16 protein-coding genes and 1 tRNA gene are annotated in these 21,902 nt (G+C 71.0%); 1 reads left to right on the top strand and 16 read right to left on the bottom strand.

Features of this window, described 5'->3' with window-relative positions:
* Positions 1-3: 3 nt before the first annotated feature.
* The 16 genes from OG588_RS43150 to OG588_RS43075 all read right to left on the bottom strand — a co-directional run bounded on the left by OG588_RS43150 (position 4) and on the right by OG588_RS43075 (position 21,003).
* Entirely contained in the window at positions 4-651 is a 648-nt protein-coding gene (locus OG588_RS43150; RefSeq protein WP_405952005.1) for a PIG-L deacetylase family protein, read from the bottom strand.
* A complete protein-coding gene (locus tag OG588_RS43145; protein ID WP_366096253.1) occupies positions 648-1,442 on the bottom strand; it encodes a sugar phosphate nucleotidyltransferase in 795 nt (264 codons plus the stop codon). The genes OG588_RS43150 and OG588_RS43145 overlap by 4 nt, the downstream gene beginning before the upstream one ends.
* On the bottom strand, positions 1,439-2,689 hold the full coding sequence (locus tag OG588_RS43140) for a methyltransferase domain-containing protein (RefSeq protein WP_405952004.1): 1,251 nt from the start codon (positions 2,687-2,689) through the stop codon (positions 1,439-1,441). The genes OG588_RS43145 and OG588_RS43140 overlap by 4 nt, the downstream gene beginning before the upstream one ends.
* A complete protein-coding gene (locus OG588_RS43135) occupies positions 2,686-3,927 on the bottom strand; it encodes a glycosyltransferase (RefSeq protein WP_405953358.1) in 1,242 nt (413 codons plus the stop codon). Before OG588_RS43135 ends, OG588_RS43140 begins: the two co-directional genes overlap by 4 nt.
* 2 nt (positions 3,928-3,929) lie before the next feature.
* On the bottom strand, positions 3,930-5,219 hold the full coding sequence (locus OG588_RS43130; protein WP_405952003.1) for an O-antigen ligase domain-containing protein: 1,290 nt from the start codon (positions 5,217-5,219) through the stop codon (positions 3,930-3,932).
* Between the two features lies 1 nt (position 5,220).
* The gene (locus tag OG588_RS43125; protein WP_405952002.1) at positions 5,221-6,765 is read right to left on the bottom strand and encodes a right-handed parallel beta-helix repeat-containing protein; all 1,545 of its coding nucleotides are present in this window, start codon (positions 6,763-6,765) and stop codon (positions 5,221-5,223) included.
* Positions 6,762-8,729 (bottom strand): alginate lyase family protein, encoded by a 1,968-nt coding sequence (locus OG588_RS43120; protein WP_405952001.1) that lies wholly within the window; start codon positions 8,727-8,729, stop codon positions 6,762-6,764. Before OG588_RS43120 ends, OG588_RS43125 begins: the two co-directional genes overlap by 4 nt.
* Complete coding sequence (locus OG588_RS43115; protein ID WP_405952000.1) at positions 8,726-10,915, bottom strand: bi-domain-containing oxidoreductase; 2,190 nt, start codon at positions 10,913-10,915, stop codon at positions 8,726-8,728. The genes OG588_RS43120 and OG588_RS43115 overlap by 4 nt, the downstream gene beginning before the upstream one ends.
* 15 nt (positions 10,916-10,930) lie before the next feature.
* Positions 10,931-12,865 (bottom strand): asparagine synthase (glutamine-hydrolyzing), encoded by a 1,935-nt coding sequence (asnB, locus tag OG588_RS43110; RefSeq protein ID WP_405951999.1) that lies wholly within the window; start codon positions 12,863-12,865, stop codon positions 10,931-10,933.
* 2 nt (positions 12,866-12,867) lie between these two features.
* A complete protein-coding gene (locus OG588_RS43105) occupies positions 12,868-14,421 on the bottom strand; it encodes a Wzz/FepE/Etk N-terminal domain-containing protein (RefSeq protein ID WP_405951998.1) in 1,554 nt (517 codons plus the stop codon).
* The gene (locus OG588_RS43100) at positions 14,418-15,788 is read right to left on the bottom strand and encodes a Wzz/FepE/Etk N-terminal domain-containing protein (RefSeq protein ID WP_405951997.1); all 1,371 of its coding nucleotides are present in this window, start codon (positions 15,786-15,788) and stop codon (positions 14,418-14,420) included. Before OG588_RS43100 ends, OG588_RS43105 begins: the two co-directional genes overlap by 4 nt.
* Positions 15,785-17,050, bottom strand: coding sequence for a glycosyltransferase family 4 protein (locus tag OG588_RS43095; protein WP_405951996.1), 1,266 nt, complete (start codon positions 17,048-17,050; stop codon positions 15,785-15,787). The genes OG588_RS43100 and OG588_RS43095 overlap by 4 nt, the downstream gene beginning before the upstream one ends.
* Complete coding sequence (locus OG588_RS43090; protein WP_405951995.1) at positions 17,040-18,356, bottom strand: nucleotide sugar dehydrogenase; 1,317 nt, start codon at positions 18,354-18,356, stop codon at positions 17,040-17,042. The genes OG588_RS43095 and OG588_RS43090 overlap by 11 nt, the downstream gene beginning before the upstream one ends.
* 70 nt (positions 18,357-18,426) lie before the next feature.
* The gene (locus OG588_RS43085; RefSeq protein ID WP_405951994.1) at positions 18,427-19,926 is read right to left on the bottom strand and encodes a sugar transferase; all 1,500 of its coding nucleotides are present in this window, start codon (positions 19,924-19,926) and stop codon (positions 18,427-18,429) included.
* 452 nt (positions 19,927-20,378) lie between these two features.
* Positions 20,379-20,627, bottom strand: coding sequence for a hypothetical protein (locus OG588_RS43080; RefSeq protein WP_405951993.1), 249 nt, complete (start codon positions 20,625-20,627; stop codon positions 20,379-20,381).
* 302 nt (positions 20,628-20,929) lie between these two features.
* Positions 20,930-21,003 (bottom strand) — tRNA-Pro (locus OG588_RS43075).
* 159 nt (positions 21,004-21,162) lie between these two features.
* Here OG588_RS43075 and OG588_RS43070 point away from each other — a divergent pair.
* Positions 21,163-21,873 carry a transketolase gene (locus OG588_RS43070; RefSeq protein WP_405951992.1) on the top strand — a complete coding sequence of 237 codons (711 nt, stop codon included), beginning with the start codon at positions 21,163-21,165 and terminating at the stop codon, positions 21,871-21,873.
* Positions 21,874-21,902: the final 29 nt, after the last annotated feature.

Raw genomic sequence — 21,902 nt, 5'->3', positions numbered from 1 at the left:
TGTTCAACCCCCCAGGTTGAGCGTGAGTTTGGTGACGGCGAACGCCTCGGCGTATCGCTCGTGGCATTCGATACCGCGGATCCGGGCCAGGCCCAGGAAGGCCTCCCGGTCGTACCAGGGCCGGTGTCGCTGCGAGGGGTAGTGCTCCTGCAGCAGCCGCACCTTCTGTTCGGCGGTCTCCGGCGACAGCGGCTGGTACGCCGCCATGCGGCCGAGATCGCCGTCCCACTTGACGATCTCGTAGCCGAGCACGAGGTGGTCGCGGAACGCGGTGGGTATCAGCTGGGCCAGGCCGCGGTGGTCCTGGTGCGCGTCATCGGTGCGCGGGGCCAGGATCAGATCCGGGTCGGTCCGCCCGCGCAGTTCCTCGACCGCGGCCTTGGCCTCGTCCCAGTGCGTGGGCAGCCGGCCGTCCGGCAGCTTGTGCACGGTCAGTCGCAGGTCGGCGCCCGGGCAGAAGGCGGCGAGCGCGGCCTGCTCCTCCTGCTCGCGCTCGCTCCCGCCGCCGGAGAGCACCAGCGCATCGACCCGGATGCCCGGTCGGGCCTGGCACAGCGTCAGCAGGGTGCCACCGGCGCCGATGGCGATGTCGTCGCAGTGGGCGCCCACGACGACGATCCGGTCGAGCCGGCCGGCTCCGAGCCTGATCACGCACGCACCCCCGCGCTGTCCCGCTCCCACACGGCCCACGGACGGTCGCCCCGCGTATAGGCCTCGTCGAGCGCGGCCCGCTCCTTCACGGTGTCGGTCGGCTTCCAGAAACCGCGGTGCTGGTGCGCCACCAGCCGTCCGCGCTTGGCCAGTTGGGCACATCCGTCGGCGACCAGGTCCCCGTTCTCCGGTATGTGGTCGAAGACCTCCTGGCGGAGCACGAAGTAGCCGCCGTTCTCCCACAGCGGCATGTCGCTCACCGCGGTGATGCCGCCCACGAGACCGTCCTCGCCCAACTCCACGCAGTGGAACGAGGATTGCGGCGGTACGACCATCATCGACGCCCCGGCGTCACGCTGGGCGAACCGGTCGATCATCTCGGGCAGCGGGGCGTCGGTGAGCACGTCGGCGTAGTTGGCGAGGAACATCTCGTCGCCGTCCAGGTGGTGCCGCACCCTGCGCAGCCGCTCCCCGATCGGTGACTCGATGCCGGTCTGCGCGAACGTGATCGTCCAGTCGGCGATGTCGGTGGACAGCAACTCGGTGCGCCCGCCCCGCAGGACGAAGTCGTTGGACGCCGTCTCCTCGTAGTTGAGGAAGAAGTCCTTGATGTGGTGCGCCCCGTAGCCGAGGCACAGGATGAACTCCTTGTGCCCGAAGTGCGCGTAGTAGCGCATGACATGCCAGATCAGCGGGCGCGGCCCGACCATCGCCATCGGCTTGGGCACGTCGTCGGAGGTTCCGTTGCGCATGCGCATCCCGTAACCGCCGCAGAACAGGACGACCTTCATGCTGTTACCTCCTTCAAGACGCCCTCGACAATGCTCAGTTCCGGGATCGGGAAGACCAGTCGGCCGCCCCACTCGTGCACGAACGACAACTGCTCGACCAGCTCGGCCCGCAGGTTCCACGGGAGGACGAGGACGTAGTCCGGTTTGTCGGCGGCTATCTGCTCGGGCGGCAGGATCGGGATACGGGTGCCCGGAGTGAACCTGCCGTGCTTGTACGGATTGCGGTCCACCGTGTACGCGAGCAGGTCGGGCCGGATGCCGCAGTGGTTGAGCAGGGTGTTGCCCTTGCCCGGGGCGCCGTAGCCGACGACCGTCTCGCCGCGCTCGGCCGCCTCGATGAGGAACCGCAGCAGATCCCGGCGCACCTTGGCCACCCGGGCGGAGAACTCGGTGTACCCCGACAGCTCCTGCAACCCGGCGGCCTTCTCCCGGGCCAGCACGTCGGCCACCCGCTGCGACGGCTCCCCCGCCACCTCGGCCGGCCGGGCCCACAGCCGGATGGAGCCGCCGTGCGTGGGCAGCAACTCGACGTCCACGAGGGCGAGTCCGCCGCTCGCGAGGGCCCGGATCGCGGAGGCGACCGTGTAGTACTGGAAGTGCTCGTGGTAGATCGTGTCGTACTGGTTCTCCTCGATCAGGGTCAGCAGGTGCTGCACCTCGATGGAGACCCAGCCGTCGTCGGCGACCAGCGCGCGCAGCCCCTGGGTGAACCCGACGACGTCGGGGATGTGCGCGTACACGTTGTTGGCCACGACCAGGTCCGCCGGGCCGTGCTCGGCGCGGACGGCCGAGCCGGTGTCGGGGCTCAGGAACGCCGTGTGCGTGGGCACCCCCGCCTCCCGCGCCGCGGCACCGACGTTCACCGACGGTTCGACGCCGAGGCAGCGGATCCCCCGGTCCACCACATGTCTCAGCAGGTACCCGTCGTTGCTCGCGACCTCGACCACGAAGGCGTCGGGACCGAGCGCGAGGCGCTGTACGGCATCGGCGACGTACGTGCGCGCGTGCTCCACCCAGGAGGTCGAGAACGAGGAGAAGTACGCGTACTCCTTGAACGTCTCCTCCGGCGTGATCAGCGGCGGGATCTGCGCGAGCCAGCAGTCGGTGCAGACCCGCAGGTTCAGCGGGTACGTCTGCTCCGGCCGGTCCAGTTGGTCCGCGGCGAGAAAGCTCTCACATGGTGGTGTCGCCCCTAGATCGACGACGCTCGTCGTCGCTTCCGAGCCGCAGAGTCGGCATCGTGTCATCTGCTGTCCCCATCCCCCCTGCTCGCGTGGGTGTCCCCACCGCGAGCCAGTGCTGACCGACCCGCGATCGCGGTGCGGTACTCCTCCAGCAGGCGCTCCAGGCCGACGGCCGGGCTGAATCCCTGCTCGTAGCGGCGCCGGGCCGCCTGCCCCATCTCCCGGTTGCGGGCCGGGTCGGCCGCGATCCGGCGTATGCGGGACGCGAGCGAGGCGGGCTCGCCCGGCCGGTGCAGCAGCCCGGTGACGCCGTCCTCGACGAGTTCGACGAAGGCGCCGTGGCCCGCGGCGACGGTCGGCACCCCGGCCGCCATCGCCTCCACGACCACCAGGCCGAACGCCTCCAGCCACGTCGAGGGCGCCACCACGGCGACCGACCGCGCGATGGCCTTCCGGCACTCCGCCGTGTCCAGCAGGCCGACGTAGCGCACGTCGTCGCGGCCCGCGGCCCAGGCGGTCACCTCCGGCTCCAGCGGCCCGGTGCCGGCGATCACGAGCGGTACGCCCAGACCACCGCCCGCCGCGATCTCGTCCCACGCGGTCATGAGCAGCCGCACACCCTTGGCCTCCGCGAGCCGGCCGAGATACAGCACGTGCTCGCCGTCACCCGTGCGGCGACTGCCCGGCTCCGGCACGAAGTTGTGCTTCACCGCCAGCCGTTCGGCCGGCATGCCGGACCGCACCAGGACGTCACGCTGCGCCGCGGAGATGCAGAGGAACCGCTCCACGCCGGACCACCAGCGCCGCCGGTTGACCGACAGGCTGACCGCGAGCGGCACGGTCGCCAGGCGGGAGTCGCGGTAGCAGCCGTGCCGGACGGCGGGCAGCGGCGTCGAGCCGACGCACTCGGTGCACGGCCGGCCGTCCCGCTGGAGCGTGCCGGGCGGGCAGACCTGGGTGTAGTTGTGCAGCGTGGCGACGGCGGGCACATCGGCGTCGGCGCAGGCGGCGAGCACGGCGGGAGACAGGAGCGGGAAGACGTTGTGGACGTGCACCACGTCAGGCCGCTCGGCGCGCAGCTTGGCGGCGAGTTCCGTACGTACGGCCGGGTTCCACGGCACCAGGAGCGGTATCGCGACCTTGCCGAGGAGAGAGCGGGCGCCGATGTCGTCGCTGCGCCGCTCGAACATCTCGACCCGGTGGCCGGCCGCGCGCAGCAGCTCCACCTCCTGGTCGACGACCTTGTTCTCCCCGCTCGGCTGCGCCGAGTTGTAGCGGTTGTGCACCACGAGAACGTGCATGCTCACTTCGCCTCCGATCTACGGGCCCAGCGCGGGACGTGCCGTCGAGGAGCTTCGGGCAGCGCGAGCGGAACGGCCCGGGCGGGGACCGCCAACAGCGAGGCGGCCAGGGCCAGATGGAGCAGATACGGCGAGGCGTCGCCCAGACCGGCCTCGGTGTAGGAGGCGATCGCGCAGTAGCTGATCAGGAAGATCGCGCAGGCCCGCTGCAATGACGGCGGGCGCAGCAGCGCGACGCCGCCCAGCACGGCGATGATCAACGCGACGAGGGTCACGCCGATCAGACCCTGCTCGTTGTAGACGGCCAGCCAGCTGTTGTCGATCGGCAGCCCGCCGAAGGACTTGTCGCCCAGGCCCACGCCGAACGCCTGCTGCGCGGCGGACCGGGGCTCGGCCAGCAGGGCGTTCCAGACCTTGGCCCGGCCGGTGAGACTGGAGAAGTTCTCCTGGCTCTGTCCGCGCAGGAACCAGGTCTGGAGCGCGGAGGCGAAGCCGACCGCGGCCACCGTGGAGATCAGCACCGCCCAGGTGAAGAAGCGGCGGGCCGCGGCACTGGTCAGGATGAGCGAGCCGATCGCCAGCGCCAGCCCGAGAAGCAGGCCGAGCGTGGCCGTCCGGGTGTGGGTCAGCGCGAGCAGCACCAACGACGGCACGATGACCAGCACGGCGCTGGTCCGGTCGGTCCGCCTGCCGATGACGAGCAGCGCGGTGAGCCCGATGATCACCGCCGCGTACTGCCCGATCTGCGGCGGGGTGAGCGGCCACAGCGCGCCGACGAGGCGTCCGCCGTAGAGGCCGGGCAGGGCCTTGCCCGGGGAGACGAGCAGGCCGAGGGCCACCGAGCCGAGGACCGCGAAGTAGGCCCGGATGTGGTAGCGGACGAACGTGAGGCTGCCGTCCCACCAGCGGCTGAGCAGCCACAGGGTGCCGACGAAGAGGGTCAGCCGGAAGCAGCGGAACAGCGCGCCCATCCCGGACTCCAGGCTCGCGCTGGAGATCACGCTGGACACCAGCAGCAGGGAGAGCAGCAGTACATAGGCGCTGGCCCTGATGCGCACCCGCTGGTTGACCACGAGCGCCAGCGCGAACGCGGCGACCAGCGAGCCCATCGTGACCATCTGGATGAGGGAGCGGGGCAGCGGGACGATGGTCTTCGCCCCGGCGGAGCCGAGCGTGTTGAGGACCAGCAGTCCCCACACGATGCCGACGGTCTTCGGTGTGCCGGCCGGGCGCGGTGCGGCGCCCGGCTCCGTTCCGACCGTGTCCGGTCCGCGCGTCAGGTTCTCCCCCATCTCAACCACCGGCCTGAAGGTCGAGGGTGCTGCCCTTGTCCTGCTGGTACGGCGCCGCCTGCCACTGCCCGAAGTCGAGCACCCGGCTCTGGTCCTCGGCGTCGAACTTCCACGGTCCGACGTAGACGTTGTCGTGCCAGCGGTTGTGCTGCTTCTCGGTGATGGCGTCGGCCACCTGCTCGCCCTTGTACGGCGACCAGTCCGGATAGGTGCCGTAGTTGGACAGCACGGCCATGCGGTCGCACATCTCCGTGCACTTGACGACGGACTCGTCGAGCACGAAGCGGTTGTCGTGGATGTCCACCCGCTGGGTCTTCCACCGGCAGTCGGAGTAGAGGGGTGCCTTGGCGATCGCCGGTCGCACGCAACTGCTCGTCTTCTTCACCAGCAGCGTGCAGTCACCGGACGAGGTGTTGGCCGGGCTGTTGCAGAACCGGTCGGCGTTCTCCCACAGGGTGATCCCGGACCAGTTGTCCTCCAGCACGTTCCGGTAGATCTCGATCTTGTCGGTGCGGGCCTTGACCCTTGGTTCGCCGCCGGACTCGGACAGGTAGACGGTCGCGTACGGGAAGTTGTCGCCGCCGTCGGCCGCCTTGCGGCCCTCGACCCAGTTGTTCCGCCGGATCGTGTTGTCCCGGATGACCGCGTTGTAGCTGGTCTCGTAGATCAGCGCGGCACCGTCGTTGGCCTCGATCACGTTGTTCTCGATGCGGAAGTCGTTGTTGTTGGTGTCCGCCCACAACCCGGCGCCGCGGTTGTCGTGCACCCAGTTCCCGCTGATGTCGGCGCCGTCGACCTCCCAGAACTTGATGCCTCCGGTGCAGCCGCACCCCTCCTTGCGCCGCTCCCAGTCACCGGTGTTGTTGCCCGTGATCTCGTTGCCCTCGACCACCAGGCCGGTGATACGGCCGTTGCCCTTGTAGGCGTTCATGCCGTACTGGCCGTTGTCGCGCAGGCAGTCGGCACGGACCTGCTGGCGGGCACCGGCCATCAGTCCGGCGCCGGAGTTCTTCTGGATCGTCGCGTCCTCGATCACCCATCCGTCGGCCGAGTCGTGGTTGACCACGCCCTCGTCCTGCGGCGCGACGAATCCCTGCACGGTCAGATAGCGGATGGTGACATCGGCGGCGTTGCCGGTGAAGGCGTACTGGTTGACCTTCCGGCCGTCGAGCACCGCGCCCGGCGCGCCGATGTAGTGGTCCCCCTTCTTCGGGATGACCTGGGCGTAGCGGTCCTTCTCGAGTCGGTGCGTGCCCGGCTTGAGCCAGAACGTGGTGTTCGGGGGGCTCTTCTTGGTCTTCGCCGCCAGGTCGCCGACCACCTTGGGGTCCACGGTCACCGCGCCCGCCGGTGCCTTCGCCGGTCCGGCGGCGGGGTTGGCGCACACCCGGGCCACGGACCGGGCGGCGGACGTGGATGTGGACGGCGCGGCGGTCGGCTTCGTCGTGGCCGGGGCGCTCGACGTGCTGTCGCAGCCGGTCGCCGTCAGCAGGGCCAGCGCCAGCGGTGCCACCGCCAGCGCCCAGGGCCGCCTGTTGATCCTCACGCGCCCCCCTGGCCGCGGAACCCGAGCACGGTGGTGAACGCGCCCGCGCCGTCGGCGAAGCCGCTGCCGATCAGCGTGGTGGTGGGTTCCTTGCGCCCGAATCCGGCGGAGTACCAGCCCAGCGGCGGGTCCGTCTCGCCGCGATGCGCCTGCCAGGACAGCTGCCCGGGCAGGTCGAGCACCGCGGAGCGGTCCTCGCCGTCGCGGGTCCAGGTGAGCACGGCCCGGTGTCCCACGAGGTCCGCGGTGATGGCCGGGCCGAGGTGGAACGCCAACCGCACGTCCCGGCGCGGGCTGTGTCGGCCGCTGACCTCGTCGACGATCCTCAGCTCCTGGCTCTCGGCCGTCAGCTCCACCCGGCGGCGGTGCACCGAGCCCTGATAGCCGTCGTGCTCGGCGGCCCAACGGGCCACCCCCGCACCGGAGTTGTCCACGACCAGGACGCGGCTGCGGGCGTGCCGGGTCCACAGGAACGGGCCGCCGGAGACGGACTGGTCACCGCCGTCCAGCTGGAGGGTGTTGTGGCCGAGGGTCGAGCGGAAGTACTGCCGCCATGCGGGCTGCCCGTGGTAGCAGTACGTCCCCGGGTCGGCGAGCACGTCGACCCCGTCGTGCCGGACCTCCACGGACAGCGCGTCGGCGTGGGCGTGCGCGGCGATGGACAGGAAGCCGTGCGGACCGCCGTCGCAGCGGCACCAGATCTCCTCAGGACCGCGCAGCACGGTGAGCCCCGCGTCGGCGAAGTGGGCGGGCCTGGTCGCCGGGCGGGCGGTTCCGTCCTTCGGGTACGGCCGGACGAGCGCGGCCAGCAGCGGGGTGCGCACGTCGGTACCGGTCACCGTCGGCCACCAGTCGAGGCGGCCGAACACGGCGTCGCCCGTTGCCAGGAGCGAGCCCCAGCGGTCGGTGCCCTCGCCGTCCAGGATCAGGCCGTATCCGTCGTCCGCGTCCCCCTGGCGGGGCGGTCGCAGCCGGTTGTCCACTACGGCCGCCAGGGCGTCGGTCATCCGCAGCAGCACCAGCCGGAGCGACTCGGGCACCGGCACATCGGCGGCATCGGCCTCGGCCAGCGCGGCCAGGCCGAGTTCCAGCACGAGACCGTGGTACTCGGTGGCCAGCTCGCGGTTGAGGCCGGAGTCGAAGGTGTTGGCACGCAGCTCCCGCTCCAGCGAGCGCAGCGCGTCCGATCGCCAACGCGCCGACGAGGGGAACCAGTTGAACGCGCAGGCCGCGGCGGACTGCCCGGCGGTCTCCGCGATGACGTGGTTGTTCGCCGAGGAGCCCCGGCTGGGGAAGGCGGCCAGCCAGCGCTGGTGGTGCCAGATCTGGTTCAGCGCGACCGGGTTGTCCTCGAACAGCTCGGCCGCGCCCGGCCAGCCGTCGAGCAGCCGACGGACCCACACCCAGGACAGCAGCCGGATGCCCAGCTCGATGCCGCTGATCCAATGCACGCCTTCCAGCGGCGGGTTGGCCGCCCACCACGACCGCAGATGGGCGGCGACGCGCTCGGCGTACCGCTCGTCGCCGGTGACCGCGTAGGCGGCGGCGAGCACGGTGAGGTGCTGGTGCCGCGACGGCTCCCAGATCTGCTTGATGTCCCCGGCCACGTCCTCGTCGCGGTACGGCACGTCGAAGGCGTAGCCCGACGGGGCCCGGCGCCCGGTCTTCGGGTCGTAGGACCAGTCCGGGTCGATGAGGTCGTCGCGGACCACCCCGAAGAACTCGGCGTGCCCGGCCATCAGTTGGTCCGCCTCGGCGACGAGCCGTTTCACGGCGTCCGGCGGCACGTCGGCGACCGTGCCCGCGGGCAGGACGGCGGTGAACCGGGCGCCGGTGACGGCCGGACAGACGGGCGGCGCCGACCGCCAACGCCGTCTGCGCACGGTGTCGCCCGCCCGGCCCGCGACCTCGCGCGGTCCCATCCGGGACAGCCGCCGCAGGTACCAGCCCGCGCTCATGCTCATGGCGTCCTCGCCAGCGTCACCGGCGCGTAGCCGGCCAGGCCGGTCTGTACGGCGAGGGTGGCCGCCGTGGTGGCGACCAGCGACTCCAGCGGCACCGGCATCGGTCCGCCGGTCCGAACCGCCTTGATGAACGCGGCCAGTTCGGCGTTCTGGCCCTTGTCCCGGGCCTTGGGCAGCCGCGAGCTGACCCACTTCTTACTCCCGTACACCGAGGCCTTGACGAAGTCGTCGAGCCGCAGCACCTTGCCGTCCGCGACCAGGTCCAGCGTCTCCTTGGGGAAGCCGGGTGCACCGGTGGTGACGTAGCTGATGGTGGCGGTGGACCCGTCCGGGTAGCGCAGGACGACCTGGAGGTCCTCGTTGCCGGGCGCGGCTGTCGCGTACACCGAGACCGGGTCGGCGTCGAGGAGCCAGCTCGCCGTGTCGATGAAGTGGCCGCCCTCACCGGCGAACCGCGAGCCCTCGGCGCCCTGTTGGAGGTACCAGCTGCCGTGCTGGAGCTTGCCCGCGTTGACGAGGTAGCGCAGGCTCGCCGGACCGGTCCGGGCGCCGAACCGCTCCTTGGCCTCCTGGAGCAGCGGCGCGAACCGGCGGTTGAAGCCCACCTGGAGGCGGTCGTTGCCGGACTCCTCCACCGCCGCGAGCACTCCGGCCAGCTCGTCCTCGGTGAGGGCCAGGGGCTTCTCCACGAACACCGTCTTGCCGGCCAGCAGTGCCTGCCGGGTCAGTTCGGCGTGCGAGCTGTGCCGGGTGACCACGAACACCGCGTCGATGGACTTGTCGCCGAGCACGGCGTCGAGGTCGGTGGTCGCCTGGGCGAAGCCGAACTTCCGCTGCGCGTTGGCCGCGGACAGCGCCGTCGTGGTGACGACGGTCGACAGCTCGACGCCCTCGCGCTGGGCCAGGTGCGGCAGCAGCATCGACGTCGCGTAGTTTCCCGCGCCTACGAAAGCGAGCCGCACCGGCGTCTTGACGGACCGGGCCGGGGCGACGGTCGTGCCGGTGCGTCGCACCTCGGGCACGGACACCTCCGGGGCCGCCGACTCCCCTTGTTCCGCCGCCTGTTCGGGGTAGCGGAACAGCACGGCCACGGCTTTGAGGTCGCCGTCCTTCAGGCTCTGGTAGGTCTCCACCGCGTCGTCGAAGTCGGCGATGTGGGAGACCAGGGGCTCCACGTCGACCCTGCCGCGGGCGAGGAGATCGAGGAAGCACGCCAGGTTGCGGCGCTCGGTCCAGCGCACGTAGCCGATCGGGTAGTCGCGGCCCTCCAGCTCGTACGACGGGTCGTAGCGCCCGGGGCCGTAGGAGCGCGAGAAGCGGACGTCGAGTTCCTTCTCGTAGTACGCGTTCCAGGGCAGGTCCAGGCGGCACTTGCCGATGTCGACGACCCGGCCGCGGTCCCGTGCGAGCCGGGCGGCCAGCTCGACGGGCTGGTTGCTGCCGCCGCCAGCGGCCAGGAACACCTGGTCCACGCCGTGGCCGTCGGTGAGTTCGGCGACGGCTGCTTCCACGGCCGGGGACGCGGGGTCGCCGCAGGCCGCGGCGCCGAGGCGCTCGGCGAGTTCGCAGCGCGTCGGGTCCGGGTCGGCGCCGACCACGCGGACTCCGGCGGCGATGAGGAGCTGCACCACGAGTTGCCCGACGAGGCCGAGGCCGATGACCAGTGCCACCTCGCCGAGCTGCGGCTCGCCCTGGCGGACGCCCTGCATCGCGATCGAGCCGACGGTGCCGAAGGCCGCGTGCTGCGGCGCGAGGCCTTCGGGGACCGGGGCGTAGAGGTTCTTCGGCACCCAGTTCAACTCGGCGTGCAACGCGTGCTCGTTGCCCGCGCAGGCCACGAGATCGCCGACCTTCACGTCGTCGATCCCGGCGCCGACCTGCTCGACCACCCCGCACAGCGAGTAGCCCAGCGGCGTGTAGGAGTCCAGCTTGCCCATCACCTTGCGGTAGGTGGCGGGCACCCCGTTGGTGGCCACGCTCTGCATGACCTTGGCCACCTGGTCCGGCCGCGAGCGGGCCTTGCCCAGCATCGACATGCCGGCCTCGGAGACCTTCATGAGCTCGGTGCCGGTGGATATCAGCGAGTAGGCGCTGCGCACCAGCACACCGCCCGGCTTGCACCCCGGTACCGGAACGTCGAGCACCGCCAGCTCGCCGCTCTTGTAGTTCTGTACAACCTGCTTCACCAGAACTCCTGTTTTCTAAGCCGTCGTCCGAGCGCTCTGGGCGGAGCCAGAGGTCGCGTCGCGATACCAGTACTCGAGGGTCAGTACGTGCCACAGATGCTTGGAGTAGTCCGCCTGTCCGGCGGCGTCCTCGGCGACCATGCGCGCCAGCGCGTCGCGGCGCAGGAGCCCGGAGTTGACGAGCACGCCGTCGTTGACCACCTCGCGCACCAGCGGTGCCAGGTCCCGGCTCATCCAGGCGCGCAGCGGGGCGCTGAACAGGCCCTTGGGCCGGTACACGATCTCCCGGGGCAGGATCGAGGTGGCCGCTTCCTTGAGGGCGGCCTTGCCCTGCCGTCCGACGATCTTGCGATCGCCGGGCACGGCGAACGCCGCCTTGACCACCTCGACGTCCACGTACGGCACCCGCACCTCGGTCGACGCTGCCATGCTCGAGCGGTCCGTGTAGGCGAGGTTGAGGCCCGGCAGGAACATCCGGGCATCGGTCAGGCACATGCGGTTGACGAAGTCGTCGAGGTCGTTGTCCTGGTAGACGTCGGCGTGTTCGGTCAGCACGTCGTCGACCGTCCCGGCCAGATCCGGATCGATCAGGGCGAGCAGCTCCGGTTTGTCGTACATGGTGTAGCTGCGCCGGAACGCGGTCTCCTCGGGCAGCTCGGCGAAGGAGAGGAACCGCTTCGCGAACCGCACCGACCGGTAGCCGCGCCGGGCCGAGGCGACCGGCAGCCGGTCCACGACCCCGGACACCCCGCGCCGCAGGGGTCGCGGGACGCGCTGGTAGCGCAGCGCGAGCAGGTTGGCGTAGTGCTTGCGGTACCCCGCGAACAGCTCGTCCGCGCCCATCCCCGAGAGCATCACCTTGACCCCGGCCTCCCGGGCGGCCATGCAGATCAGGTACGTGTTGATCGCGGCGGGGTCGCCGATCGGCTCGTCCAGGCTGTACGTCATCTGCGGCAGCAGGTCGAGCACGTTCGGGGCGATCTCGATCTCGTGCAGGTCGACACCGAACTGCTCGGCGACCTGCCGGGCGTAGCGCAGGTCGTCCGGCATCGCCTCGAACTTGGCGTCCTCGGCGCGGAATCCGATGGTGTAGGCGGAGATCCCGGGCTGGTGGCGGGCCGCCAGCGCGGTCAGATAGCTGGAGTCGAGGCCGCCGGAGAGGAAGGTCGCCACGGGTACGTCGGAGAGCAGGTGGCGCCGGGTCGACTCCTCGACGACGGCGTCGAGGTCCGGCCGCTCACCGGCCAGCGCGCGGTCCCGGCCCTCGGCGGCGACGTCCTTCAGGTTCCAGAAGCTGCCGCGCTCCACCCGACCGTCGGGCCGGCAGCGCAGCCAGCTCCCCGGCGGGAGCTTCTCCGCCTCGCGGAACGCGCAGCGCGAGTCCGGCACCCAGTAGTAGAGGAGGGACGCCACCAGCGCCGCCTGGTCCACCTCCAGGGACTTGCCGGTCGCGGCGGCGAGCGCCTTGAGCTCGGAGGCGAACATCAGGCCCTGGCCGCGCCGGAGCAGGAACAGCGGCTTGATGCCCAACTGGTCGCGGGCGAGCACCAGTTCACCGGTCCGCTCGTCGAAGACGCCGAACGCGAACATGCCGCGCAGCCGGGGCAGGCAGTCCGTGCCCCAGCGCCGCCAGGCCTCCAGGAGCACCTCGGTGTCGGAGGTACCGCGAAAGCGCACCCCGCTGGCCTCCAACTCGGCGCGGAGTTCGGGCGCGTTGTACAGCTCGCCGTTGTACGTCAGGGCGAGGCCGTCCGAGACCATCGGCTGGGCGCCGGTCTCGGACAGGTCGATGATGGACAACCGACGGTGCCCGAGCTGCACTTCGCCGTCACCCAGGGGGTGGCCGTAGCGGCCCGAGCCGTCCGGGCCGCGGTGGGCGAGGGTGTCGGTGAGCCGGTCGGTGACGGCCTTTCCGTCCGGCCACCGGTACGTGCCCGCGATGCCACACACGTCTACCGCACCTCCTGGTCGTTGTCCGGGACCCGTGCGGCCCGTATCGGCTGCCGTTCCGTGAGCCGTCGGCCCTCCCCCACTGCCTGAGCGGTGTGGGCGGTACCCCCACCGTTCTGCCAGGTCGGCCGCTCGCTGTGGCCGCGCAGCGCGTTGGCCAGCCCGTCCCACAGCGTGCCGTCGGTCCGGTCGCGCGGATCGGGGTCGATCAGCACCACACCGATCACCGGGATGTGCTGGTCCGCGAGCTGCCGGGCCACGGTGTGCAGCCAAGCGGCGCTGCCGTGTCCGGCACGCACGACCAGCACGGTCCGGGAGCCGAGGTGCTGGAGGTCGGTCCACGCCGTGCCGGGCGCCACCGAGCCGACGCCGATCCACTGCTCCTGCGGGGGCACGGTGGCGGCCTTCTCGGCGCCGACCACGGTGGGGTCCCCCGGTTTCGGGCGGCGGCCGGAGAGGTGCGTGCCGGGGAGACCGTCGACGACGGTCACCGGCCCGTCCTCCCCCAGGGCCCGGGCGAGACCGAGGGCGATCACGGCCGTGCTGCGCGCGCAGCCGAGTTCCAGCAGCGACAGCGGCTCGGCCGAGCCGCGCGAGGTGCGGGCCAGCGTGGTGGCGAGCCGTTCGCGTGCCACCCGGGTTCGCCGGCGCTGCCACAACCTGCCGGAGCGGCGCGGCAGTTCGGCGATGACCGAGGCGCCGAGGTTCGCCGCGATGTCTCGGCGCAGCACCGGGCGGTCCGCGACCACGACGCCGACCGCGGCCAGCGCGAGCCCGAGGAAGAGCCCGAGGACAAGGCCGATCACGCCGTCGGTGACGAGGGCCTTGGGCAGCGAGTTCCGCACCGCGCGCGGGGCGTCCACGATCTGGGTGCCGGCGACGAGCTGGGGCGCGCCGACGCGGGCCTCCTCGGCGCGCTGGCCGAAGTCGGAGATCTGTGAGGTGAGTTCGGCCCGCCGGGCGAAGAGCGACTCCAGGTTCGCCGCGTCCGTGGGGTCGGAGTCGGGCGACCGGCCGCCGATCGACTTGTTGACGTCGGCGAGCTCCGTCTCCATGCGGTCCCGCTGGTCGAGCAGGCCCTGGGCGTTTGCGTTGGCGATGTCCTGGATGCGCTTGGCGTGGTCCGCGACGAACGCCTCGGCCAGTGCCTTGGCCCGGGCCACCGCTTCCGTGTCGGTTTTGCCCGTCACATCGATCTGGAGGACGTTGTTGGTCAGTCCGGTGCCCCGGTAGTCCTTCATGAAGTCCTCGGGTTTTTCCGGGGACTTGAGGATCCGCAGGGCCTGGTCGGCGATCCGTGTGGTCGCCAGCAGCTGGGCGTCGGTGCGGATCAGCGTTCCGGTGTCGTTCGGCTGGTCCTCCTGGTGCGCGACCAGCACCTTGGTCACGGCGGCCGGGGCGGGCGGCAGCAGGACCGCCACGGCCGCGCCGGCCAGCATCCCGAGGAGCGCCATGGCGCCCCACAGCCGGCGGCGTCTGCGCACCGCGACCACCAGCGCCTGGAGGTCGAGGAGCGGGGTGGCGGCCGACGACTCCGAAGTCGTGCTCGTCGTCACGCTGGATCTCCTGTCGCGTGGCCGTGTACCGCGAACGTCAAAGTGGCGTCGTCGGACAGTCGGTCGGCGGTTTCCGTCGGTCGGGTGCGGACCGTGCCGGCGACGACGACGCCGACGAGCTCGTGGCCGCCGTCCGCGCACGCCTCGGCGATGCCGGCGAGTTCCCCGGCGGTCCAGCTCCCGGCGCCGATGACGGCGAGGGCACCGGACTCGGTGTCGCGGTCCGGCACGATCGGCCGGTCCACCGAGACCTCCACCACCCGCAGCCGCGGGTCACCGGAGGACTCGGCGACGAGCTGTCCGGCGGCCAGCCGGGCGACCTCGTCGCCTTCCGGTACGACGACCAGCAGCCGCCGGGGGGCGGGCAGTTGGTCCCGGAGGCGGGCGCACACCCGCCGGTAGCGGAGCCGCCGCTCGGCCTCGTCGCCGGACCGCTGCGGGGCCGGTGTGTCCCACGGGGTGTCGATGCCGAGAAGGCGGCGGAGCCGGGCCCGCGAGCCGTGGCTCTCGGGTCGGTGCCCGTGCCGTTCGCCGGGCACGTCGACGGTGCCGAGGAACGGCGAGCCGAGCGCCGCGGCGATCTCCGGTTCGGCGCGCAGCCGACGGCTCACCCGTGCGGCGGCGAGATGGCCGATGACCGCGAGCAGGAGGAACAACAGCGCCCCGCCGACGGTCAGTTGCATCCTCGTCGGCGCCGCCGCTCCGGTCGGCCGGGGGGCCGGCCCCATGACGACCATGCTGGCCTTGGCGCTCGCCGGGTTGGCCTCCTCCAGCTTCTTCATGGCGTCCTGCAGCCCGGTGCGCAGACCCTCCAGCTCGGTGCGGGCCTGCACGCCCTCCACGGTCTGCCCCGGATCCGCCGAGTCGGCCAGATCGGTGATACGGCGGTTGGTCTCGGCCACCTGCTTGCGCAGCGCCTCTGTCGCCGTGTCCGCCGCGGCGTCGGTGCTGCCGCCCGCGATACGGGTGGCGAAGGTGACGAACTGCTGGGCCAGCTGGTCGGAGAGCCGCTGCGCGCGCTCCGGGGTGTCGGCCGTACCGGAGACCTTGATGATGTTCCCGTCGTCCGCCTTGGCACTCACGTCTTTCTGCAGCTCGGTGCCATTGACGTCGGTCCAGTGCAGCGCGGCGGCCGCGCGGTCGACCACTGCCGAACTGGTGGCGATGTCCACCTGGGTCAGCAGTTCGCGCTCTTCCCACTGGCCCGGCAGCAGCACCGATGCCTCTGCCGTGTAGCGCGGCGGAAGCAGCAGCACCGAGGTGCCGTAGCCGAAGAGCGCGCCCGCTACGGCGAGGACGGCGAGGAGCCGCCACCGCCGACGGAGAATCCGTCCGATCGTGACCAGGCGGATCGTGTCGTCATTCAATGGTGCGGCCTCTTCCCCGTACGGACCGGCCCATCCGCGGACACCGGGGCTTGGTCCCGGCAGGCGGCGGCATAGGCGGCGAGCAGTGACGCTTGCGAGTTCTCCCAGGACAGCGGTCCGCTGATCCGCTCCTGGCCGGTCCTGCCCATCCGGGCCCGCTTCTGCGGATCGTCGAGGAGCAGCGCGATGAGCTTGGCGAACTGGGCCTCGTCGTCGTCGGGCGCGTAGACGGCGGCGTCACCGGCGGAGACGCGCGCCTCCCGGAGGTCGAACGAGACGATCGGCCGGCCCATCGCCATGTACTCCAGGACCTTGTTCATGGTCGACACGTCGTTGAGCGGATTGCACGGGTCGGGGGAGAGGCACACGTCCGCGGTGCACAGGTAGCGCACCAGGTCCTCGTCCGGGATGCGTCCGGTGAACTGCACCTGTTCGGAGAGACCGAGTTGCCGGGACAGTTCGACCATCGCGTCGAAGGCGTCGCCGGCTCCGACGAAGACCGCGTGCCAGTCGGTCCGGCCGAGCTCGTCGCGCAGCTTCGCGAGGGCCCGCAAGGCGTAGTCGACGCCGTCCTGCGGGCCCATGACGCCGAGGTAGCACAGCAGATGGGGCTTGCCGCGCTTCAACTCCGGCTCCGGCGGCACCGGTTGGAACCGGTCGGTCGCGGGCGCGCTGCGCACCACGAAGACGTCCTCCGGCCGCTTGCCGCCGCGGCGCAGCGCGACGTCCTTGTAGCTCTCGTTCGTGGCGAGCACGATGTCCGCGGCCCGGTAGGTCCGCCGCTCCAGCGCGCACACGGCGCGGTAGAGCAGGTCCTCGCCGCGGTCGAACCGGGAGAGGTACAGCTCGGGTACCAGGTCGTGCTGGTCGAAGACGAACCGGGCGCCGCGCCGCTTCATCCACAGTGCGGGCAGGAACAGCAGGTCGGGCGGGTTGCAGGCGTGGACCACGTCGACGGGGCCGACCTTGCGGGCCAGCCGGAGCGTGTGCCAGAGCGCCGTTCCGTACTCCCGCAGGTAGCCGGCCGGCCCTCCGGTGGCCGCGCGCAACGGGTAGCGGTGGATCCGCACCCCGTCGATCACCGCTTCCGGTTCCGTGTCCCGTTTCTCCCCCTGGGGGCAGATGACGTGCACTTCCCAGCCCGCGTCGCGCAGGGTGGTGCACTCCTGCCACACCCGCCGGTCGAACGGCACCGAAAGGTTCTCCACCAGGATCAGCGCGCGCCGGTTCGTCCCGTCGCGGCTGATTGCGTCACCAAGCAAGGCCCATGTACCCCGGTTCGTTCCGGCGCGTCTCGGCGTCGGGAAGGTGGATGAGGTCGACGATCGCCGGTCCGCCCGTGTGGGGCAGCGCCGACAGCACGGCCGGATCCTTGGTCCCGACCAGGCACACCTCGGCGTGCTCCAGCACCTCGTCGACGGAGTCGGCGAGCAGTTGCGCGAGATGCGGCAGGCGGCTCTCGATGTACTCGCGGTTCGCGCCGAGCAGCCGGGAGAGGCTCACGTTGGCGTCGTAGATCTTGAGGTCGTAGCCCTTGCCGAAGAGTCGCTCCGCCAGCTCGACGAGCGGGCTCTCCCTGAGGTCGTCGGTGCCGGGTTTGAAGGACAGCCCGAACAGGCCCACCCGGCGCTTGCCGGTGCGCTCGACCAGGTCCACCGCGCGTTGCAGATGGTCGGAGTTGGAGGCCAGCACGTGGGAGAGGATGGGCACCGAGACGTCGGCCCGCTGCGCCGCGTGGACCAGACTGCGCAGGTCCTTGGGCAGGCAGGAGCCGCCGAAGGCGAAGCCGGGCCGCAGGTAGGCGGGGCTGATGTTCAGCTTGCGGTCGGCCAGGAAGACGTCCATCACCTGGTGCGAGTCCACCCCGAGTGCCTGGCACACCGAGCCCAGCTCGTTCGCGAAGCCGATCTTGAGGCCGTGGAACGCGTTGTCCGCGTACTTGATGGCCTCGGCGGTCGGGATCGGCACCCGGAACACCTCGTTGGGCAGGCCGTCGTAGAGCGCCGCCACCGCGTCGCCGCTCGCCGGGTCGAATTCGCCGATGACGGTCTTCGGCGGGTCGAAGAAGTCCTGCACGCTCGTGCCCTCGCGCAGGAACTCCGGGTTGACCGCGACCCCGAAGTCGACCCCGGCCGTGCCGCCGACGTTCTTCTCCAGGATCGGCACCAGCAGGTTCAGGCAGGTGCCCGGGAGCATGGTGCTACGGAACACGACGGTCTGGCGCCCGCCCCGCTCGGCGAGCGCGGCGCCGATCTGTTCGGTGACCCGCTCCAAGTACGTGGTGCACAGGCTGCCGTTGGGCTCCGACGGCGTGCCCACGCAGACCAGTGATATCTCGCTGTCCATGATCGCCTCGCGGACATCACCGGTGGCGCGGAGCGCTCCGGTCCGCACGACCTCGGCGATGAGCTCGCCGATCCGCTCCTCGACCACCGGGGCCTTGCCGTCGTTGACCAGGTCGACCTTCACCTGGTTCACGTCCACCCCGATGACCTCGTGCCCCATGCTGGCCAGGCACGCGGCCGACACACAGCCCACGTAGCCGAGCCCGAAAACGCTGACTCTCATGCCCCGCCTCTCCCCCCAGTCAGGCCCTTGCGGCCTGCGGTCCGCGCGTCGGTCGGTCGACCCCCGCGCATCAGTAGGCCCCTTGCCCGTGGAGCACCGCACGCAGCGTCTTCCACAAGATCACCGTGTCCAGGGCGAGGGACCAGTCCTCCACGTATCGCAGGTCGAGGCGGACCGCCTCCTCCCACGACAGATCGCTGCGTCCGCTGATCTGCCACAGGCCGGTGAGGCCGGGCTTGACCAGCAGCCGCCGCCGGATGTCCGGGCCGTACGCGGCGGACTCCTCCGGCAGCGGAGGCCGCGGTCCGACGAGCGACATCGATCCGGTGAGCACGTTGAAAAGCTGCGGGAGCTCGTCGAGCGAGTACCGGCGCAGCACTGCTCCCACCCGGGTCACCCGCGGATCCTGGCGGAGCTTGAACAGCAGACCCGCGCCCTCGTTCCGGTCGGCCAGGTCCGCACGTGCCCCGTGGGCCCCGCTGACCATGGTGCGGAACTTGACGATGGTGAACTCGCGGCCGTCCTTGCCGACCCTGCGCTGGCGATAGATCGCCCCGCCCCGGCTGTCCATCAGCACGAGCAGACCGACGAGGAGCATCAGCGGTGCCAACAGCACCAGGAGAATCGTTGCGCCTATCCGGTCGACGACTCCTTTGATCGCCCGGCGGCCCCCGCTGAAGGTCGGCATGCTGACCCGCAGCAGCGGGATTCCGAGCACCGCGTCGACATGCAGGCGCGGGCCGGCCACCTCCATCAGCACGGGGGCCACGATCATCTCGGCGTCGCTGCCTTCGAGGTTCCAGGCCAGCCGCTGCAGCCGGGCCGGTGACCAGTGCGGGTCCGGGGTGACGGCGACGACGCGGTAGCCGTCGTGGCGGACGTGCTTGGCGACGTCCTCCAGCATGCCGATGACCGGGACTCCGTCCAACTGGTCACCGTCGAGCCCGCCTTGCTCGCCGTCGATCCCCCGGCCGTCCGTCGTGCACACCGCCTCCACCCGCCAGCCGAGGTGCGGAAACTTGCGGGTGCGATTGATCAGGTCGCGCACGGTGTCCGGGCTCCCGGCGGCGAGCACCGGTCTCAGGCACCGTCCTTCGTTGCGCTGTCTGTGCAGCCAGAGCCGGAGCACATACCGCTCGGTCATGGTGACGAGCGCGATCGCGGGGATCGCGACGAAGATCCAGAGCTTGATGTTGCGCGAGGTCAGGGCGATCCCGCCGAGCGCCAGCACGACGGTCGCGGTGAACAGCGAGCGTCCGAGCCGACGGAATTCCTCGGCACCCTGGCCGAGCACGGCCGGAGCCCACGCCCGGCTCACCGCAAGCGCCCCCAGCACCAGCAGCTGGGTGCCGAAGGCGAGAATCCCCCATTTCTCATGCCAGTTGGCCGCGTCCCGGGCCCCGAAGAAGTCGCCGATCGCCCCCACCACACAGGCAGTGGCCACCGTGTCACTGATGATCACGGTACGGCGGTACCGCTGCTCCCAATCGGTCGCGGGCTGACTGATCGCCCCGTCCACCAGACGCCCACGCGCCGACGGAAAAGGGCCGACTATTCCCCCCTGCCGCACAGAACCCCCCAAGGTCCCCAGTGATACGGCGTCGCCGCCTCACACTGTTTCGCCCCCTGCGGAGGGTCCCCGCCCCCCGCACTGTGCCTCCCCTCGGGAGGCCCCCACCGCACCGTTCCCCCTCGGAACGCCGCCGCCCCCGGCGGATGGCATCCCGGCTGTCTCAGAGTTACGTGGTCAACCCCCTGGCGACAGCGCACTCGCAGGTCCTGCCAAGCCCCCGAGGTACGTGGAAACCCGTCGAAACCCCGGATGTTCCCCGCGCCCCAAGCCCCCCTACGGGTCCAAGTACCGATCACCCCCACGTCAGGCGCGAGAGACGCGGCTACTGGCCGTCCACATCGCCGGACCCATGGATCACCATTTGTCGCCTGGTGTCCCACCATTGCGAAAGCAGGGTCAATCTAGACCATCTGGGGCCGCCTGGAGAGAGGTCTGTGTGGACTTTGTGCTCAATATTTGAAGGCGGGGCCATAGATCGACGACCGCCTGCGGGTGCCCTGGTGACGCAAAACGTCCCTTGCGCCCTGCGACGGCGGGAGCTCGCCGAGCCGACGGTGCCGGCGACCCGAGGCGTCCCGGCACTGATCGACGACACCCGGAAACAGGTCCGTACCGTTCCGTTCGCGCAGGCAGGCGCCGAGGACGACCTCGACCGGGTCGTCGCCGTCGGCTCCGAGATCATGCGCACCGACCAGCACGCCCCCGAAGCCCCCGCAAACCGACCCCGGCCGTACCGGGTTCCCAACGGGCCGACCCACAGGCCCGCGTGGCGCATTTCTTGCGAGCCGTCCGACCCCACCTCAGAAGGCAAAGTTTGCGCGTGGTGGTGCCGCAAAGGCCGATCAGGTCGCCACCCGCGAACACTGCGGCGGATCCGGCGGCCGGTGGCCGGCCTTCGCCGCCACGGCTTCCAACGGCTCCGCGAACCGCCCCCCGCAGACACGACAAAGACCGTCTTCCCATCGCTGAGAAAACGGCCTCTGACCTGCGACTTCAAAAGTCGGGACGACAGGATTTGAACCTGCGACCCCTTGACCCCCAGTCAAGTGCGCTACCAAGCTGCGCCACGTCCCGTTGCCCGTCTGACCTGGGGTTTCCCCTGGCCGAACACGCATGGAAACAATACCGCACTCGCGTCGGTGATCGCGCACGCCTTTATTCGAGGCCGACTTCCGGTCCCGTCCCCCGGCAGTGCTTGACCTGAAGTTTGGTTGAGGTTGCACGATCGTCCATATGACGACGACAACCACGGAACACAGCCGCCCGTACACGCACAGCGACCTGCCCCACCTCATGGGACGGATGACCGGCGACGAGAAGCACGGTCCGGCGGCGACCTCGACGCTGGACGTGCTGTGGGTCCTCTACGACCGGGTGCTGCGGGTCGGCCCGGAGCGGATGGACGACCCCGAGCGTGACCGGTTCCTGCTGTCCAAGGGGCACGGTCCGATGGCCTACTACGCGGTGCTGGCCGCCAAGGGATTCGTACCGGTGGAGTGGCTCCCGGGCTTCGGTTCCTACGACTCGCCGCTCGGACACCACCCCGACCGGGTGCTGGTGCCGGGCGCCGAGATCGGCAGCGGGTCGCTGGGGCACGGGCTGCCGATCGCCGTCGGGACGGCACTGGGGCTGCGCGCCCAGGGACGCACCGCACCGCGGGTCTGGGTCCTGGTAGGGGACGCCGAGCTGGACGAGGGCAGCAACCACGAGGCCATCGCCTTCGCCGGGCCCGCCGGACTGGACCGCCTGCACACCGTCGTCGTCGACAACTCCTCCGCCAGCCACGCCCGGCCCGGCGGCATCGCGGCCCGCTTCGAGGCGGCGGGCTGGTCCGCGGTGACGGTCGACGGACGTGACCACGCGGCGCTGTACGCCGCCTTCACCGCACCGCATCCCGGCCGACCGCAGGTGGTCGTGGCCCGGGTGGAGCCGAAGTCCGCCTGATCGCCCCTCCCCCCACCTCCTCACCAGCA

It is taken from the genome of Streptomyces prunicolor (genome assembly GCF_045162825.1).
In the GTDB taxonomy this organism is placed as follows: domain Bacteria; phylum Actinomycetota; class Actinomycetes; order Streptomycetales; family Streptomycetaceae; genus Streptomyces; species Streptomyces prunicolor.
The sequence above is the reverse complement of the archived record's forward strand: the minus strand, read 5'-3'. Positions and strand labels throughout refer to the sequence as shown.

Coding starts and splice junctions, on each gene's coding strand:
- OG588_RS43145 (WP_366096253.1), bottom strand. CDS start 1,442: ATGAAGGTCGTCCTGTTCTGCGGCGGTTACGGGATGCGCATGCGCAAC.
- OG588_RS43140 (WP_405952004.1), bottom strand. CDS start 2,689: ATGACACGATGCCGACTCTGCGGCTCGGAAGCGACGACGAGCGTCGTC.
- OG588_RS43135 (WP_405953358.1), bottom strand. CDS start 3,927: ATGCACGTTCTCGTGGTGCACAACCGCTACAACTCGGCGCAGCCGAGC.
- OG588_RS43130 (WP_405952003.1), bottom strand. CDS start 5,219: ATGGGGGAGAACCTGACGCGCGGACCGGACACGGTCGGAACGGAGCCG.
- OG588_RS43120 (WP_405952001.1), bottom strand. CDS start 8,729: ATGAGCATGAGCGCGGGCTGGTACCTGCGGCGGCTGTCCCGGATGGGA.
- OG588_RS43090 (WP_405951995.1), bottom strand. CDS start 18,356: ATGAGAGTCAGCGTTTTCGGGCTCGGCTACGTGGGCTGTGTGTCGGCC.
- OG588_RS43070 (WP_405951992.1), top strand. CDS start 21,163: ATGACGACGACAACCACGGAACACAGCCGCCCGTACACGCACAGCGAC.